This is a genomic window from Roseateles sp. T103, from assembly GCF_057219915.1.
In genome coordinates this window covers 219,755-236,013 of sequence record NZ_JBXVVS010000002.1, presented here as the reverse complement: position 1 = coordinate 236,013, position 16,259 = coordinate 219,755, and the positions used below count along the sequence as shown (strand labels likewise).

15 protein-coding genes are annotated in these 16,259 nt (G+C 65.7%); 8 read left to right on the top strand and 7 right to left on the bottom strand.

Annotation, left to right across the window (positions count from 1 at the left end; all coding sequences use genetic code 11):
• Positions 1 to 38: 38 nt before the first annotated feature.
• Complete coding sequence (locus AC2EBS_RS07520; RefSeq protein ID WP_484727769.1) at positions 39 to 2,207, bottom strand: sodium-translocating pyrophosphatase; 2,169 nt, start codon at positions 2,205 to 2,207, stop codon at positions 39 to 41.
• A gap of 268 nt (positions 2,208 to 2,475) precedes the next feature.
• Between AC2EBS_RS07520 and ppa the strand changes: the two genes are divergently transcribed.
• Positions 2,476 to 3,015 (top strand): inorganic diphosphatase, encoded by a 540-nt coding sequence (ppa, locus tag AC2EBS_RS07515; RefSeq protein ID WP_484727768.1) that lies wholly within the window; start codon positions 2,476 to 2,478, stop codon positions 3,013 to 3,015.
• Between the two features lie 64 nt (positions 3,016 to 3,079).
• Here ppa and AC2EBS_RS07510 read toward each other — a convergent pair whose 3' ends face one another.
• Positions 3,080 to 4,255, bottom strand: coding sequence for a GNAT family N-acetyltransferase (locus tag AC2EBS_RS07510; RefSeq protein ID WP_484727767.1), 1,176 nt, complete (start codon positions 4,253 to 4,255; stop codon positions 3,080 to 3,082).
• A gap of 68 nt (positions 4,256 to 4,323) precedes the next feature.
• Between AC2EBS_RS07510 and AC2EBS_RS07505 the strand changes: the two genes are divergently transcribed.
• Complete coding sequence (locus AC2EBS_RS07505) at positions 4,324 to 6,363, top strand: NAD(+) synthase (protein ID WP_484727766.1); 2,040 nt, start codon at positions 4,324 to 4,326, stop codon at positions 6,361 to 6,363.
• A 64-nt stretch (positions 6,364 to 6,427) separates the two neighbouring features.
• Positions 6,428 to 6,766, top strand: coding sequence for a P-II family nitrogen regulator (locus AC2EBS_RS07500; protein ID WP_241298315.1), 339 nt, complete (start codon positions 6,428 to 6,430; stop codon positions 6,764 to 6,766).
• A 90-nt stretch (positions 6,767 to 6,856) separates the two neighbouring features.
• Here AC2EBS_RS07500 and AC2EBS_RS07495 read toward each other — a convergent pair whose 3' ends face one another.
• From AC2EBS_RS07495 to AC2EBS_RS07475, 5 genes are all read right to left on the bottom strand, one after another.
• The gene (locus AC2EBS_RS07495) at positions 6,857 to 7,249 is read right to left on the bottom strand and encodes a diacylglycerol kinase (RefSeq protein ID WP_484727765.1); all 393 of its coding nucleotides are present in this window, start codon (positions 7,247 to 7,249) and stop codon (positions 6,857 to 6,859) included.
• A complete protein-coding gene (locus AC2EBS_RS07490; RefSeq protein ID WP_484727764.1) occupies positions 7,246 to 7,683 on the bottom strand; it encodes an RDD family protein in 438 nt (145 codons plus the stop codon). The genes AC2EBS_RS07495 and AC2EBS_RS07490 overlap by 4 nt, the downstream gene beginning before the upstream one ends.
• Positions 7,684 to 7,783: 100 nt before the next feature.
• Entirely contained in the window at positions 7,784 to 8,404 is a 621-nt protein-coding gene (locus AC2EBS_RS07485) for a DUF3106 domain-containing protein (protein ID WP_484727763.1), read from the bottom strand.
• Between the two features lie 181 nt (positions 8,405 to 8,585).
• Positions 8,586 to 9,062 carry a DUF3619 family protein gene (locus AC2EBS_RS07480; protein ID WP_484727762.1) on the bottom strand — a complete coding sequence of 159 codons (477 nt, stop codon included), beginning with the start codon at positions 9,060 to 9,062 and terminating at the stop codon, positions 8,586 to 8,588.
• Entirely contained in the window at positions 9,059 to 9,625 is a 567-nt protein-coding gene (locus AC2EBS_RS07475; RefSeq protein ID WP_484727761.1) for an RNA polymerase sigma factor, read from the bottom strand. Before AC2EBS_RS07475 ends, AC2EBS_RS07480 begins: the two co-directional genes overlap by 4 nt.
• Before the next feature lie 252 nt (positions 9,626 to 9,877).
• On the opposite strand from AC2EBS_RS07475, the gene AC2EBS_RS07470 reads away from it, so the two are divergent.
• The 5 genes from AC2EBS_RS07470 to AC2EBS_RS07450 all read left to right on the top strand — a co-directional run bounded on the left by AC2EBS_RS07470 (position 9,878) and on the right by AC2EBS_RS07450 (position 16,178).
• On the top strand, positions 9,878 to 11,659 hold the full coding sequence (locus AC2EBS_RS07470; protein WP_484727760.1) for an acetolactate synthase 3 catalytic subunit: 1,782 nt from the start codon (positions 9,878 to 9,880) through the stop codon (positions 11,657 to 11,659).
• Between the two features lie 164 nt (positions 11,660 to 11,823).
• Positions 11,824 to 12,315, top strand: coding sequence for an acetolactate synthase small subunit (gene ilvN / locus AC2EBS_RS07465; RefSeq protein ID WP_484727759.1), 492 nt, complete (start codon positions 11,824 to 11,826; stop codon positions 12,313 to 12,315).
• Between the two features lie 52 nt (positions 12,316 to 12,367).
• The gene (gene ilvC, locus AC2EBS_RS07460) at positions 12,368 to 13,384 is read left to right on the top strand and encodes a ketol-acid reductoisomerase (protein ID WP_484727758.1); all 1,017 of its coding nucleotides are present in this window, start codon (positions 12,368 to 12,370) and stop codon (positions 13,382 to 13,384) included.
• A 199-nt stretch (positions 13,385 to 13,583) separates the two neighbouring features.
• Positions 13,584 to 14,432: a CDP-diacylglycerol--serine O-phosphatidyltransferase gene (pssA, locus tag AC2EBS_RS07455; protein ID WP_484728307.1), complete on the top strand. Its 849-nt coding sequence runs from the start codon at positions 13,584 to 13,586 to the stop codon at positions 14,430 to 14,432.
• Positions 14,433 to 14,636: 204 nt separating this feature from the next.
• Positions 14,637 to 16,178 (top strand): 2-isopropylmalate synthase, encoded by a 1,542-nt coding sequence (locus AC2EBS_RS07450; RefSeq protein ID WP_484727757.1) that lies wholly within the window; start codon positions 14,637 to 14,639, stop codon positions 16,176 to 16,178.
• The last annotated feature ends 81 nt before the right edge of the window (positions 16,179 to 16,259 follow it).

The following is a 16,259-nucleotide window of genomic DNA, read 5'->3' as shown; positions in this document are numbered from 1 at the left end:
GCGTCTGCGGGCTGTCGAGCAAGAAGCAGGGAAGACCCTTAGGGCTTGGACGCCGCCGTGCCTTCCGCTGCGGGGGCCGAGGCCGGCGCGGCGGCGGGCGCGCTGACTGCGGCGGGCTCGGCGGCCTTGTGGCTGGCCGCCGTCATGGGCAGCAAGGGCACGATCAGCAAGGCGACGATGTTGATGATCTTGATCAGCGGGTTCACCGCCGGGCCGGCGGTGTCCTTGTAGGGGTCGCCCACCGTGTCGCCCGTCACCGCCGCCTTGTGCGCTTCGCTGCCCTTCTTGTGCAGCACGCCGTTGGCATCGGTGAAGCCTTCCTCGATCAGCTTCTTGGCGTTGTCCCAGGCGCCGCCCCCGGTGCACATCGAGATGCCGACGAACAGGCCGGTGACGATGGTGCCCATCAGCAGGCCGCCCAGCGCAGCCGGACCGAGCAGCAGGCCCACCAGGATGGGCACGACCACCGGCAGCAGCGAGGGCACGATCATTTCCTTGATCGCCGCCGTGGTCAGCATGTCGACCGCCGCGCTGTAGTCGGGTTTCTTGGTGCCCGCCATGATCTCGCCGCCCTGGAACTGGCGACGCACCTCGACCACCACCGCACCGGCGGCGCGGCCCACGGCTTCCATCGCCATCGCGCCGAAGAGGTAGGGGATCAGGCCGCCGATGAACAGACCGACGATGACCTTGTGGTCGCTCAGGTCGAAGCTCAGCGACATGCCGCGCGCTTCCAGCGCGTGCGTGTAGTCGGCGAACAGCACCAGCGCGGCCAAGCCGGCCGAGCCGATCGCGTAGCCCTTGGTCACCGCCTTGGTGGTGTTGCCCACGGCGTCCAGCGGGTCGGTGATGTCGCGCACGCTGCTGGGCAGCTCGGCCATCTCGGCGATGCCGCCGGCGTTGTCGGTGATCGGGCCGTAGGCGTCCAGCGCGACGACGATGCCGGCCATGCTCAGCATCGAGGTGGCGGCGACGGCGATGCCGTACAGGCCGGCCAGCGCATAGGCCGCATAGATGGCCACGCAGATAAAGATCACCGGGTAGGCGGTGCTCTTCATGCTGACGCCCAGGCCGGCAATGATGTTGGTGCCATGGCCGGTGGTCGAGGCCTGCGCGATGTGCTGCACCGGGCTGTACTGCGTGCCGGTGTAGAACTCGGTGATCCAGACCATCGCTGCGGTCAGCACCAGGCCCACCACGCAGGCGCCGAACAGCCCCATCGCGCTGGCGCTCGCGCCGCCGCTCAGTGCGACCGGCTGCGGGAACATCGCGGTGGTGACGAAGTAGAAGGCGACCAGCGAGATCACGCCTGAGACGATCAGGCCCTTGTACAGCGCCGGCATCACGTTCTTCATGCCCGGCGAGGCCTTGACGAAGCTGCAGCCGATGATGGACGCGATGATCGAGACGCCGGCCAGCACCATCGGGTAGATCACTGCGGCCGCCGGCGCGCCGGTGACCATCAGCGCGCCCAGCGCCATCGCCGCGATCAGCGTCACCGCATAGGTCTCGAACAGGTCGGCGGCCATGCCGGCGCAGTCGCCGACGTTGTCGCCCACGTTGTCGGCGATCACCGCCGGGTTGCGCGGGTCATCCTCGGGGATGCCGGCCTCGACCTTGCCCACCAGGTCGGCGCCGACGTCGGCGCCCTTGGTGAAGATGCCGCCGCCCAGGCGCGCGAAGATCGAGATCAGCGAAGAGCCGAAGGCCAGGCCGAGCAGGGGCTTGAGCGTGGCGGAGTCGATGTTCTGGCCCTTGGTGAGGAACCAGAAGAACAGGCCCACGCCCAGCAGACCCAGGCCGACCACCAGCATGCCGGTGATCGCGCCACCCTTGAAGGCGACGTCGAGCGCCGGGCCGATGCCCTTTGTCGCGGCCTGCGCGGTGCGCACGTTGGCGCGCACCGAGACGTTCATGCCGATGAAGCCGCAGGCGCCGGAGAGCACCGCGCCGATGATGAAGCCGGCAGCTGTCGTCGTGTCCAGGAAGACGGCAATGAGCACGGCCAGCACCACGCCGACGATGGCGATGGTCTTGTATTGCCGTGCCAGATATGCGGCCGCGCCCTGCTGGATCGCCGATGCGATCTCCTGCATGCGCGCATTGCCTGCATCCTGACCCAGGATCCAGGAGCGTTGAACGAAACCGTACAGGACCGCGGCGAGCCCGCAGGCCAGCGCAAGGTAGAGCGCCAAACTCGTCGACATGAACAAGTCTCCTCTGTCGTTTCTGCCGTTGGAAAAGACGCGCCTGTCTCTCTCATCGCCAGCCTGCGCGGTGTGACAACAGGTCGCTCGAAATCATGCTAAGTGAAGGGCCAGGGGCCGAATTGGGTGTTTACCAGTGGATGCGGGTAAACGAGCCTGGAAGCGCCGTCCCTTGTAGCGGCGGCGAGCCGCGGCCCATTTGCGTCAGGGCAAGGCAAGCCCAGGCCGTAAAATCGGGGTTTCCCCTGTACGCTTTCGAGAACCCAGCATGAGCCTGCACAACGTCACCCCCGGCGCCAAGGCGCCCGAGCAGTTCAACGTCATCATCGAGATCCCGATGAATGCCGACCCGATCAAGTACGAGGTCGACAAGGAGAGCGGCGCGCTGTTCGTGGACCGCTTCATGACCACGGCGATGCACTATCCGTGCAACTACGGCTACATCCCGATGACGCTGTCCGACGACGGGGATCCGGTGGACGTGCTGGTGATCACGCCCTTCCCGCTGACCCCGGGCGTGGTGGTGACCTGCCGCCCCATCGGCGTGCTGAAGATGGACGACGAGGCCGGCGGCGACGCCAAGCTGCTGGCGGTGCCGATCGACAAGATCCTGCCCTTGTACAAGCACTGGCAGAAGCCCGAGGACATCAGCGACATGCGCCTGAACGCGATCCAGCACTTCTTCGAGCACTACAAGGACCTGGAGCCGGGCAAGTGGGTCAAGGTCAAGGGCTGGGAAGGCCCCGAGTCGGCCAAGGCCGAGGTGCAGTCCGGCATCGAGGCCTACGCCAAGTCCAAGGCGGCCTGAGCGGCCCGGGGCGGAGGATCGCCCCGTCCACAGCAAGAAGCGCCTGCGGGCGCTTCTTGTGTTTCTAGGGTGGTGAACCCTTGAAGGGCTGGTGCTGCTCCAGCTCGTTGACGTACTCGGCCATGGCCTGGCCCTCCTGACCGAGGAAATCGGCCACCGCCTCGCGGAACTGCGGGTGGGCCAGCCAGTGCGACGAGCGCGTCGATGTGGGCAGCAGGCCGCGGGCCATCTTGTGCTCGCCCTGTGCACCGCCCTCGAAGACCTCGTAGCGCTGTGCGATGCACCAGGCCAGCGGCTGGTAGTAGCAGGCGTCGAAGTGCAGGCAGGGCAGCGGCTCGGTCGCGCCCCAGTAGCGGCCGAAGGCGCGGCGCCGCGTGGGGTCCAGCGCGACGAGCGAGGCGGCGATGCGCTCGCCGCCGCGGCGCGCGACGAACATCAGCCAGTGCTCGGGCATGCGGTCCGAGACGGCGGCGAAGAACTCGCGGCTCAGGTAGGGCGTGCTGCGATGTGCCGCGTAGGTGAGGGTATAGCAGCGGTAGAAGAAGTCCCAGCTCGCGGTGTCGATCTGCCGACCCTGCAGCACTTCGTATTCGACGCCGGCCTCGCGCACGCGACGCTGCTCCTGCTGGATCTTCTTGCGCTTCTCGCGCTGCAGGCAGGCGAGGAAGTCGGCGAAGTCCGCATAGGGTGCGCTCTCGCGGTTGCGCCAGTGGAACTGCACGCCGTGGCGCTCCAACCAGCCAAGGCCCAGCGCCGCCGCATGGTCCTCGTCGGCGCCGAAGAGCAGGTGGATCGATGACAGCCCGCGCTCCAGCGCCAGCGTGCGCAGGCCTTGCAGCAGCGCTCTGCGCACCTGCGCATCACGGGCCAGCAACCGGCTGCCTGCCACCGGCGTGAAGGGCACGGCCAGCAGCAGCTTGGGGTAGTAGTGCAGGCCGTGGCGCCGGTAGGCATCGGCCCAGGCCCAGTCGAAGACGTACTCGCCCCAGGAATGGCTCTTCAGCCACGCCGGACAGGCGCCGACCAGCTCATCGCCCTGCCAGGCCCCGACGAACAGCGGCTGCCAGCCGGTCGCGGCGGTGGCACTGCCCGAGTCGTGCAAGGCCTGCAGGTACTCGTGGCGCATGAAGGGCGAGGGCTGCGGCGAGGCGGCGAGCAGCGCATTCCAGGCCTCGCGCGGCAGCGCGTCGGGTGCGCCATGGACGCGCAGCGTGAGTTCGGTGGGGGCGTCGTCGGTCATGGCGGGCGTGGCGCGAAATCTTAGGCTGGCCCGGATGCCCTTGCACTTTGATGGCAGGATTCGGGGCTATGCACTTCGACAATCTCTACAACCACGACTTCGTGCGCATCGCCGTTGGCGTGCCGCAGTGCCGCGTGGCCGATCCGGCCTTCAACGGTGAGCAGACGGCCGCGCTGCTGGCGCAGGCCGCGGCGGATGGCGCGGCGCTGGTGCTCTTCCCGGAGCTGGGCTTGTCGGCCTACAGCTGCGACGATCTCTTCCACCAGCGCGCGCTGCTCGACGGTTGCGAGGCGGCGCTGGCTGAAGTGCTGCGCGCTTCGGCTGATCTATCGACCGTGGCGGTGGTCGGCATGCCGCTGCGCTTCGAGCAGCGGCTCTTCAATTGCGCCGTGGTGCTGCAGCGCGGCCGGCTGCTGGGCGTGCTGCCCAAGACCTATCTGCCCAACCAGGCTGAGTTCTACGAGCTGCGCCAGTTCAACAGCGCGGACGAGGCGCTGGGCGAGGAGATCGAGTTGCTGGGCCAGCGCGTACCCTTCGGCAGCCGGCTGCTGTTCGCCGCCGAGGATCAGCCGCTGCTGCGTTTCCATGCCGAGATCTGCGAGGACGTCTGGGCACCGATTCCGCCGTCGAGCTATGCGGCGATGGCGGGTGCTACGGTGCTGCTCAATCTGTCGGCCTCGAACATCGTCATCGGCAAGGCCAACTACCGCCGCCAGCTGGTCGCGCAGCAGTCGGCGCGTTGCCTGGCGGCCTATGCCTATGCGTCGGCCGGTGCGGGCGAGTCCAGCACCGACATGGCCTGGGACGGCCAGTCGCTGATCTACGAGAACGGCGAGGCGCTGGCGGAGTCGGAACGCTTCCAGCGCCGCTCGCAGCTGATCACTGCCGACATCGATGTGGAGCGCATGGCGCGCGAGCGCATGCGCCAGACCAGCTTCGGCCAGTCGGTGCGCGCGCATGCCGAGCTGCTGCGCAGCTTCCGCACGGTGAGCTTCCGTCTCGGCGTGGACCGCGAGCAGCCGCTACCGCTGCGCCGGCAGGTCGAGCGCTTCCCCTATGTGCCGGCCGACCATGGCCGCCGCGACGAGCGCTGCCAGGAGGTCTACAACATCCAGGTGCAGGGCCTGGTGCAGCGCCTGGCATCCAGCGGCATCAAGAAGCTGGTGGTGGGCATTTCCGGCGGGCTGGATTCGACGCATGCGCTGCTGGTCGCCGCACGGGCGATGGACCAGCTGGGGCTGCCGCGCAGTCACATCATCGGCGTCACCATGCCAGGTTATGCGACGAGTACGCGCACCCGCGACCAGGCACTGCGGCTGATGCAGGCCGTGGGCTGCACGGCGCTGGAGATCGACATCCGGCCCAGCTGCGAGCAGATGCTCAAGGATATCGGCCATCCGCATGTCGACGGCCAGAAACAGTACGACGTCACTTTCGAGAACGTGCAGGCGGGCGAGCGCACCAGCCATCTGTTCCGCCTGGCCAACCACCATGGTGCGCTGGTGCTCGGCACCGGCGACTTGAGCGAGCTGGCGCTGGGCTGGTGCACCTATGGCGTGGGCGACCATATGTCGCACTACAACGTCAACGCCAGCGTGCCCAAGACGCTGATCAAGTACCTGGTGCGCTGGGTCGCCGAAACGGCGCAGCTTGGCGACGCCGATCACGGCGTGCTGATCGAGGTGGTCGAGACCGAGATCAGCCCCGAGCTCGTGCCGGCCGACGAGGCGCAGGCGATGCAGAGTACCGAGGCCGTGCTCGGCCCCTACGAGCTGCAGGACTTCAACCTCTTCTACACGCTGCGCCACGGCTATGCGCCGGCCAAGATCGCCTTCCTGGCGCGGCATGCCTGGGCCTCGCGCGACGCGGGCGCCTGGCCCGACGCGCCGCATGTGCAGCGCAATGAGTATGCGCTGGCCGAGATCAAGCGCGTGCTGCGCATCTTCGTGCAGCGCTTCTTCAAAGGCAGCCAATTCAAGCGCAGCTGCGTGCCCAACGCGCCCAAGGTCGGTAGCGGCGGCTCGCTGTCGCCGCGGGGCGACTGGCGGGCGCCTAGCGATTCGGAGTCCGCGGTCTGGCTCGCCGACCTCGATCGCATCCCCGACTGAGCCGGCATCGCGGCGGTTCCGTGCTTAAATCTCGGCAGTTGCGTCTTACTGGAGTCAGCCCACCATGAAACAGATCACCGCCATCATCAAGCCCTTCAAGCTCGACGAGGTCCGCGAGGCACTTGCCGAGGTCGGCGCCTCCGGTTTGACCGTCACCGAAGTCAAGGGCTTCGGCCGCCAGAAGGGCCATACCGAGCTCTATCGCGGCGCCGAATACGTGGTGGACTTCCTGCCCAAGGTGAAGGTCGAGGTCGTGGTCAAGGACGACGACGTCGAGCGCTGCATCGATGCCATCCTGAAGGCAGCCAAGACCGGCAAGATCGGCGACGGCAAGATCTTCGTCACCCCGGTCGAGCAGGTGGTGCGTATCCGCACCGGCGAGACTGACGAGGCGGCGGTGTAAGGCCCACCCCCTACGGCCTGCGGCCGCCCCCTCAAGGGGGCACGTCCGCGAGCCCGGCGGAGCCGGATCTCCGGACGTCGCTGGGCCTAATCACGGGATAAGGCGGTGGTACAGCGCGGCGGCCCAGATGCCGCCGCACAGCAGCAGCGCCAGCATCACGGCCGCACTGCCCAGATCCTTGGCGCGCTTGGACAGTTCGTGGCGCTCGAAGGAGATGCGGTCGATCGCCGCCTCGATGCCCGAGTTCAGCAGCTCGACGATCATCACCAGCAACAGGCTGCCCAGCAGCAGCGCGATCTCGACCCAGTTGCGCCCCAGCCAGAAGGCCAGCGGCGTGGCGACGACGGTCAGCCAGAGCTCCTGGCGGAAGGCGCTCTCGCCACTGTAGGCCGCGCGCAGGCCGGCCCAGGAGTAGCCGGTCGCGTGCAGGATGCGGTCCAGACCAGTGCGCCCCTTGTGCGGGTTGTTCTGTTCGCCGCTCATCGCTTCACGGGTTTCTGTTCGATCAGCTCGGTGCCGCAGATTGCATCGTGCAGGAACTGACGTCGCGGATGCAGGAAGGAGATCAGCGCATAGCCGATCACGCCGGCACCCAGGCTGCCGAAGATGGCTCCGAGGCTGTGCTGTTCCTGCAGGTAGGTGCTCAACAAGGCGGGCACAAACCAGAGCAGGCTCATGGCGAATCGCGCCATTGCACGCGGGACTCGGACCGCCTGGCCATGTCGGTCGACCAGGCGCACATGCCAGGCTTGCATCGCCACGGTCTGTCCGCTACGCGTCCAGCAATAGACGAAATACGCCATGAAGACGACAGCGAGCACCGCGATCAGGCCAAGTCTGCCCGTCAGCGCATGGCGTTGCCCGGTAAGCACCGAGTAGACCCAGGTGGTCGCAAAAGCGATGGCGAACAGCAGCATGCCCTCATAGGTGAAGCTGGCCATGCGGCGCGCCAGGCTGGCGGGCTGTGGACGGGAGGGCGGGAGGAGGGAGTCGGCAGCAGTCATCGAGGCGCGATTGTCACTCGGATGGCGGCTTCCCTTGGCTGGCGGCGGGCTCTGTCGCGCTCGGCTTGACGAGCAGGGTGGCGGCATCCAGGCGGGCGCCGGCGTAGAAATGGCGCTGGATCGTGCTGGGTGCTGGCTTGGTTCCGGTGCTGAAGAGCACGGTGGTGGCGCCGGGCTTGGCCTGCCTCAGTGTTGGACCCGGGCGCATTGCAGCGGGCCGCGAAGGCGGCGCCGCCGCGGGGCCGATGCCTTGCGCCTTTGTGGCCGGCGCGGAGGCGGCGTTGGCGGCGGCTGCCGGCTTTTGCTTTTTCGCTGCCCGATCGGCCAACTCGTCGCGCCGTTCCTGCGGCAGAGCCTGGTAGGCCTCCCACTTGGCCGCCCGGTCTTCTGGCTTGATCTGGCGTGCCTGCTGGAAACTCAGACGCACGGCCTGCCGCTCGGTCGGACTGAGTTTGGCCCAATGCGCGATGCGTTCCTCGAGGCGCTGCTGCTCCTCAGGCGTTAGGCTGGCGTAGCGCGCCGTCAGTTCCATCCAGCGTACGCGGCTGGCCGCTTCCAGACTGTTCCATTCGGCGGCCAACGGCTCGAGCAAACGCTTCTGCTCAGCTGACAGGTTCTGCCAGTCCAGTGCCATCAGGGTGACGGGGGACGCGAGCGCTGGGGCGACAGGGGGGGCTTCCGGCGGCTGAGCGCGGGAGGCGGCTGCGCCAGCGAGCAGGACGGCGGCAAGCAGGCTGGCACGAGCCAGGCACGTCTCTGTGCGAAGCGTTGCCGATGTCGTTCCTGTCTTGCGGATCGTCCTGCGGGGCGTCAACTCACTCGTCCTTCTCGGGGCTCGAGGCTTCTTCCTCGTCACTGAGGTATTCGGAGAAGCCAGGGTCGCCATAAGCGGCCGGCGGCAGTTTATCGGTAAGCAGCGCCGCATCCAGATCGGCCGTGGCCTTGATCTGTTGATACCACTGGCTGTGCTGGATGGCCAGCAGACCCAGCACCAGTACGAGCAGCGGCACGATGGACGCTGCCTTCAGCCAGCGGCTGCCCTTGGGGCTGGGGCCAGCGATTGTCAGGCTGCCGTCTGGCTGCACCTGAACGGTACGCACCGGAGCCGTCTGCACGACGCGGGCGTTGCGCGCTTTCAGCATGGCCTGCTCGCGGGCGAAGCGCAGGCGTTCGCTGACATCGGCGGGCAGGCTTTCGCTCTGTTCGGTCAGGCCAGCAGCGATCTGCCGGCCGAAGCGGGCCATGCGGGTGTCCAGGTCTGGGGCCGTTTGAGTGAGCTTTTGCACGTTCATGGTGCGATTCCCTTTGCCTTCAGAGCCTTTGCCAGTGCATGCACGGCCCGGGAGCAGTGCGTTTTTACACTGCCTTCCGAGCATCCCATGACTGCCGCCGTCTCGGCGATATCAAGTTCCTCCCAGTAACGCAGAAGAAAGGCTTCGCGTTGACGGGCCGGCAGGTTGGCAACCTCACCGTCGATGATTTGCAAGATCTGGGCCCGTGAAACCTCGTCGGCCGCGCTCAAGGCCCCCAGCGCTCCTTCGCCGCTTTCCAGCGATTCCAGCAGGTCGAAGTCCTCCTGCGGATCGTCGCCCTCGAAGTCGGACAGGTTCTGCATCACCCCCCGGCGGACCTTCTGGCGCCGGAACCAGTCCATCGTGGCGTTGGAGAGGATGCGCTGGAACAGCAGCGGCAGCTCCTCGGCCGGGCGGTCGAAATACTTCTCGGCCAGACGCATCATCGCGTCTTGCACGATGTCCAGGGCGGCGTCCTCGTCCCTCACCAGGTAGGCGCTGCGCTTGAAAGCGCGTTTCTCGACGCCGCGGAGGAAGTCGTTGAGTTCTTTTTCGGTGGCCAAGAGGGCGGGCTCTGTCTGGCGAGTGCTGCCGTGAGGCCGAAATTATGCACTCTTGAGTTGAATCATCGGGCATGCCGAGATATTCCACTGTTCAGCATGCATAATGCTGCTTCGCACAAGAGCTCAGGGTCTCAAGCTGGCTATCCGACCCGGATACCTCGTTTTTGACCGCGCAGGCTCCGAGTCCGCCTCACAAGGGCGCGAGAAGGGGCACCGATGGTTTTTCGTTAGAGAAAATCGCAAAGGTTCGATATGGAAATCTCTGCCGCGGAAGTCAAGCGTGCCGCTTCGGCACAACCGCATTCCCCCTCCCAATCTCCCGCCGAACTGAACGGTTCGGAAATCCTCGTCCGCTCGCTGCAGGCCGAGAACGTCAAGTACCTCTGGGGCTATCCCGGCGGTGCGGTGCTCTACATCTACGACGCTCTCTACAAGCAGGAGTCCATCCAGCATGTGCTGGTGCGCCACGAGCAGGCAGCGGTGCATGCTGCTGACGGCTACGCGCGCGCCACCGGCGATGTCGGCGTCGCACTGGTGACCTCGGGTCCCGGCGTGACCAACGCGATCACCGGTATCGCGACGGCGTACATGGACTCGATCCCGATGGTGATCATCACCGGGCAGGTGCCCACCGCCGCGATCGGCCTGGACGCCTTCCAGGAATGCGACACCGTCGGCATCACCCGTCCGATCGTCAAGCACAACTTCCTCGTCAAGGATGTGCGCGACCTGGCGAGCACGCTGAAGAAGGCCTTCCACATCGCGCGCACCGGCCGTCCCGGCCCTGTGGTGGTGGACATCCCCAAGGATGTCTCGCTGGCGAAGACGCATTTCAGCTACCCCGCCCATGTGGAGATGCGCTCGTACAACCCGGTGCGCAAGGGCCATTCCGGCCAGATCCGCAAGGCAGTGCAGCTGCTGATGCAGGCCAAGCGGCCCTACATCTACACCGGCGGCGGCGTGATTCTCGGCGAGGCCACGGCCGAGCTGCGAGAGCTGGTCGACCTGCTGGGCTATCCCTGCACGAACACCCTGATGGGCCTGGGCGCGATGCCTGGCACCGACCCGCGTTTCCTGGGCATGCTGGGCATGCACGGTACCTACGAGGCGAACATGACCATGCAGCATTGCGATGTGCTGCTGGCGGTTGGTGCCCGCTTCGATGATCGCGTGATCGGCAACCCCAAGCACTTCGCCCAGGTGGAGCGCAAGATCATTCACGTGGATATCGATCCGTCGTCGATCTCCAAGCGCGTGCGCGTGGACATTCCCATCGTCGGCGACGTCAAGGACGTGTTGCAGGAATTGATCGCGCAGATCAAGGAAGCGCAGGCCAAGCCGGACAGCCAGGCCATCAATGCCTGGTGGAGCCAGATCAACGAATGGCGCCGCCGCGACTGTCTGGCCTACAACCATGACAGCGATGTCATCAAGCCGCAGATGGTCGTCGAGACGCTGTGGAACCTGACCCGCGACCGCGACACCTACATCACCTCCGATGTGGGCCAGCATCAGATGTGGGCTGCGCAGTTCTACCGCTTCGACGAGCCGCGTCGCTGGATCAACTCCGGCGGCCTGGGCACGATGGGTGTGGGCCTGCCTTATGCAATGGGCATCAAGCTGGCCAAGCCGGAGTCGGATGTGTTTTGCATCACCGGCGAAGGCTCGATCCAGATGTGCATCCAGGAGCTCTCCACCTGCGCGCAGTACAAGACGCCGGTGAAGATCCTCTCGCTGAACAACCGCTACCTGGGCATGGTGCGCCAGTGGCAGCAGCTCGACTACGAGGGCCGCTACTCGCACAGCTATATGGATGCGCTGCCCAACTTCGTCAAGCTGGCCGAGGCCTATGGCCACGTGGGCATCCTGGTGGAGAAGCCCTCCGACGTTGAGCCCGCACTGCGCGAGGCAATGCGCCTGAAGGATCGCACCGTGTTCCTCGACGTGCGCACCGACCCGACCGAGAACGTCTGGCCCATGGTCAAGGCGGGCAAGGGTATTTCCGAGATGCTGCTGGGCTCCGAAGATCTGTAAGGGCTCGAAGCCGTTCGCGATGGGGGAGCGTTACCACGCCCCTTGTTCCGGATGGCGGAGGGCCACTGCAGCGGATTGCCCAACGATCTTTCCCTTCATCGAACAGCGTGGCCAAGGGCCGTCGGTTACCGCCGCCGGTCTGAAGAGCGCGCAGGACGAGACTCATGAAACACATCATCGCTTTGCTGATCGAGAACGAGGCCGGCGCGCTGTCGCGCGTGGTGGGCCTGTTCTCCGCCCGGGGCTACAACATCGAGAGCCTCACCGTCGCGCCGACCGAGGACCCCTCGCTGTCGCGCATGACCATCGTCACCACCGGTTCGGACGAGGTGATCGAGCAGATCACCAAGCACCTGAACCGCCTGATCGAGGTGGTCAAGGTCGTCGACCTGACCGAAGGCAACTACACCGAGCGCGAGCTCATGCTGATCAAGGTGCGTGCGGTCGGCAAGGAGCGCGAGGAGATGAAGCGCACCGCCGACATCTTCCGCGGCCGCATCATCGACGTGACCGAGAAGACCTACACCATCGAGCTGACCGGCGACGCCTCCAAGCTCGACGCCTTCATCGACGCCATCGATCGCAGCGCGATCCTGGAGACCGTGCGCACCGGCTCCAGCGGCATCGGCCGCGGCGAGCGCATCCTGCGCGCCTGATCCATCAGCCTCTCAACCACCGTATCCGTACCGATTTTTCCTGGAGACCGACATGAATGTTTTCTACGACAAGGACGCTGACCTGAGCCTCATCAAGGGCAAGAACGTCACCATCATCGGCTATGGCTCACAAGGCCACGCCCATGCGCAAAACCTGAACGACAGCGGCGTCAAGGTCACCGTCGGTCTGCGCCGCGGCGGCGCTTCCTGGGCCAAGGCCGAGAACGCCGGCCTGAAGGTCGCCGAGATCGCCGAGGCCGTGAAGGCCGCCGACGTGGTGATGATCCTGCTGCCCGACGAGCAGATCGCCGACGTCTACAAGAAGGAAGTCGAGCCCAACATCAAGCAGGGCGCCTCGCTGGCCTTCGCCCACGGCTTCAACGTGCACTACGGCCAGGTCACGCCGCGTGCCGACCTGGATGTGTGGATGGTCGCCCCCAAGGCCCCGGGCCACACCGTGCGCGGCACCTACGCCCAGGGTGGTGGCGTGCCGCACCTGATCGCCGTCTACGCCGACAAGAGCGGCAAGGCGCGCGACCTGGCGCTGAGCTACGCCGCGGCCAACGGCGGCGGCAAGGCCGGCATCATCGAGACCAACTTCCGCGAAGAGACCGAGACCGACCTGTTTGGCGAGCAGGCCGTGCTGTGCGGCGGCACCGTCGAGCTGATCAAGGCGGGCTTCGAGACGCTGGTCGAAGCCGGTTATGCGCCCGAGATGGCCTACTTCGAGTGCCTGCACGAGCTCAAGCTGATCGTCGACCTGATCTATGAAGGCGGTATCGCCAACATGAACTACTCGATCTCCAATAACGCCGAGTACGGCGAGTACGTCACCGGCCCGCGCGTCGTGACCGAGGAGACCAAGAAGGCCATGCGTCAGTGCCTGAAGGACATCCAGACCGGCGAATACGCCAAGAGCTTCATCCTCGAGAACAAGGCTGGCGCCCCGACGCTGCTGTCGCGCCGCCGCCTGACCTCGGAGCACCAGATCGAGCAGGTCGGCGAGAAGCTGCGCGCGATGATGCCCTGGATCAAGAAGAACCGTCTGGTCGACCAGAGCAAGAACTGAGCGAGGACCGAGCCGAGGGCCTGCGCACTCGGCGACGCCTCGCGAAGGACCGCTCGCCTGCAAGCGAGCGGGCGAGGACGGTCCGACGCCATCCGAAGGCCGGGCCGCATGCTTGCGGCTCTCGGCAGAGCTGAAGACGACAAAGCCGCGGCACCGCCGCGGCTTTTTTCATGGGTGCGCTGTTGTATCCTCGCTCCCCATGACCGACCACGACAAGAAAGTCCCGGCGCTGCTCGCGGACGATGACGACAGCGAGGTGCTCGAGCCTGTGCGCCCGCGTCGCAAGGGCATCTACATCCTGCCGAATCTGTTCACGCTGGCCGCTCTTTTCAGCGGGTTCTACGCCATCGTGATGGCGATGAATGGCCGGTTCGAGGCTTCGGCTTACGGCATCTTCAGTGCCATGGTGCTCGACAGCCTGGATGGCCGCGTCGCGCGAATGACGAACACGCAAAGCACCTTCGGTGAGCAGATGGACAGTCTCGCCGACATGGTGTCTTTCGGCGCCGCCCCCGCGCTGATCATGTACATGTGGGCGCTGCAGGGACTGGGCAAGCTGGGCTGGCTGGCGGCCTTCGTCTATTGCGCCGGTGCGGCGCTGCGCTTGGCACGCTTCAATACCAACCTCGGCGTGGTCGACAAGCGCTTCTTCCAGGGCGTTCCCAGTCCGGCGGCGGCGGCCTTGGTCGTGGGCCTGATCTGGGTGTTCGACGACGCCGGCTATACCAAGGTGTATGCCGATCCCCAGATCGCCTGGCTGGCCTTCGGCTTCACGCTGTATGCCGGTCTGACGATGGTGACCAACGTGCCGTTCTACAGCTTCAAGGACATCAGCTTCAAGCGCTCGGTGCCCTTCATCGTCATCGTGCTGATCGCGCTGGGCATCGCAGTGATCAACATTCATCCGCCGACCGTGCTGTTCGGCCTGTTCTGCATCTACGGCGTTTCAGGCTATGCGGTCTATGTCTACAAGCGGGTGAAGGGCAAGCCGGTCAGCGTCATCGCAACGTCCACGGACGAACCCGACGAAAAAGGACTTCACCAATGACGGAGGCCGGTGGCTCTCGTCCGCGTGCTATATTGGCCCACATGAACCGTGTGTCTGCATCTGCTCTGCTGCTACTAGCCCTCGTGCCATCGGCGCGCTGACTGCACACGTCTGTTCACAGAATCCCTGCAACCCGGCCCGCCAAGCACCTGCTTCGCGGGCCTTGTTGTTTCTAGCAACCTCCAGCCTTCAACGGAGATCCCCATGGCTGACAAGCTGATCATCTTCGACACCACCCTGCGCGATGGCGAGCAATCCCCTGGCGCGTCGATGACGAAGGACGAGAAGCTACGCATTGCGCGCCAGCTCGAGCGCATGCGGGTCGATGTGATCGAGGCCGGCTTCGCTGCGTCCAGCAACGGCGACTTCGAGGCGGTGAAGGCGATTGCCGATGCGGTGCGCGAGAGCACTGTGTGCTCGCTGGCCCGCGCCAACGACCGCGACATCTCGCGTGCCGCCGAGGCGCTGAAGGGGGCGGCGCGTTCGCGCATCCACACCTTCATCGCCACCAGCGAACTCCATATGGAGAAGAAGCTGCGCATGACGCGCGAGCAGGTGCTGGAGCAGGCCAAGCAGTCGGTGCGCTTCGCGCGCACGCTGTGCGGCGACGTCGAGTTTTCCGCCGAGGACGGCTACCGCTCCGACATCGACTTCCTCGCGCGCGTTATCGAAGCGGTGATCGCCGAGGGCGCCGGCACGATCAATATTCCCGACACGGTCGGCTATGCGATCCCGGAGCTCTACGGCAACTTCATCAAGACCCTGCGCGAGAAGGTGCCCAACTCGGACAAGGCGATCTGGTCGGTGCACTGCCATAACGATCTGGGCATGGCGGTCGCCAACTCGCTGGCCGGCGTGAAGCTTGGCGGCGCGCGCCAGGTCGAATGCACGATCAACGGCCTGGGCGAGCGAGCCGGCAACTGCTCGCTGGAAGAGGTGGTGATGGCGGTAAAGACCCGCCGCGACTACTTCGGTCTGGACGTCGGTATCGAGACCACTCAGATCGTGCCGGCCTCGCGCTTGGTGTCGCAGACCACCGGTTTCGTTGTGCAGCCGAACAAGGCAGTGGTTGGTGCCAACGCCTTCGCCCATGCCTCGGGCATCCATCAGGACGGCGTGCTCAAGGCGCGCGACACCTACGAGATCATGCGCGCGGAGGATGTGGGCTGGAGCGCCAACAAGATCGTGCTGGGCAAGCTCAGCGGGCGCAACGCCTTCAAGCAACGCTTGCAGGATCTGGGCATCGATCTCGAGTCGGAAGCGGAGATCAACGCGGCCTTCCTGCGCTTCAAGGATCTGGCCGATCGCAAGAACGAGATCTTCGACGAGGACATCATCGCCTTGGTCATGGATGAGTCGGTGACGGCCGAGCAGGAGCATTACCGGCTGCTGTCGCTGTCGCAGCGTTCGGAAACCGGTGAGCGCCCGCATGCCAGCATCGTCTTCGCTGCAGGCACGGTGGAGCACCGCGCCGAGGCCGACGGCAACGGCCCGGTCGACGCCAGCCTACGGGCGATCGAGTCCAAGGTGCAAAGTGGCGCCGAGTTGCTGCTCTATTCGGTCAACGCCATCACCAGCGGAAGCACAGAATCGCAGGGCGAGGTCACGGTTCGACTGCAGCATGCCGGACGCGTGGTCAACGGAGTGGGGGCGGACCCGGATATCGTCGTGGCATCGGCCAAGGCATATTTGAGCGCGCTGAACAAGCTGCAAAGCAAGGTCGAACGCGTGGCTGCTCAAGGTTGAGGCGAGCGCAGGGCTGGCCATCGGGCACTGGTGCTGCTGAAGTGGCTTCGAGTTGAGCAATACGTCGCTTTAAATATCGTT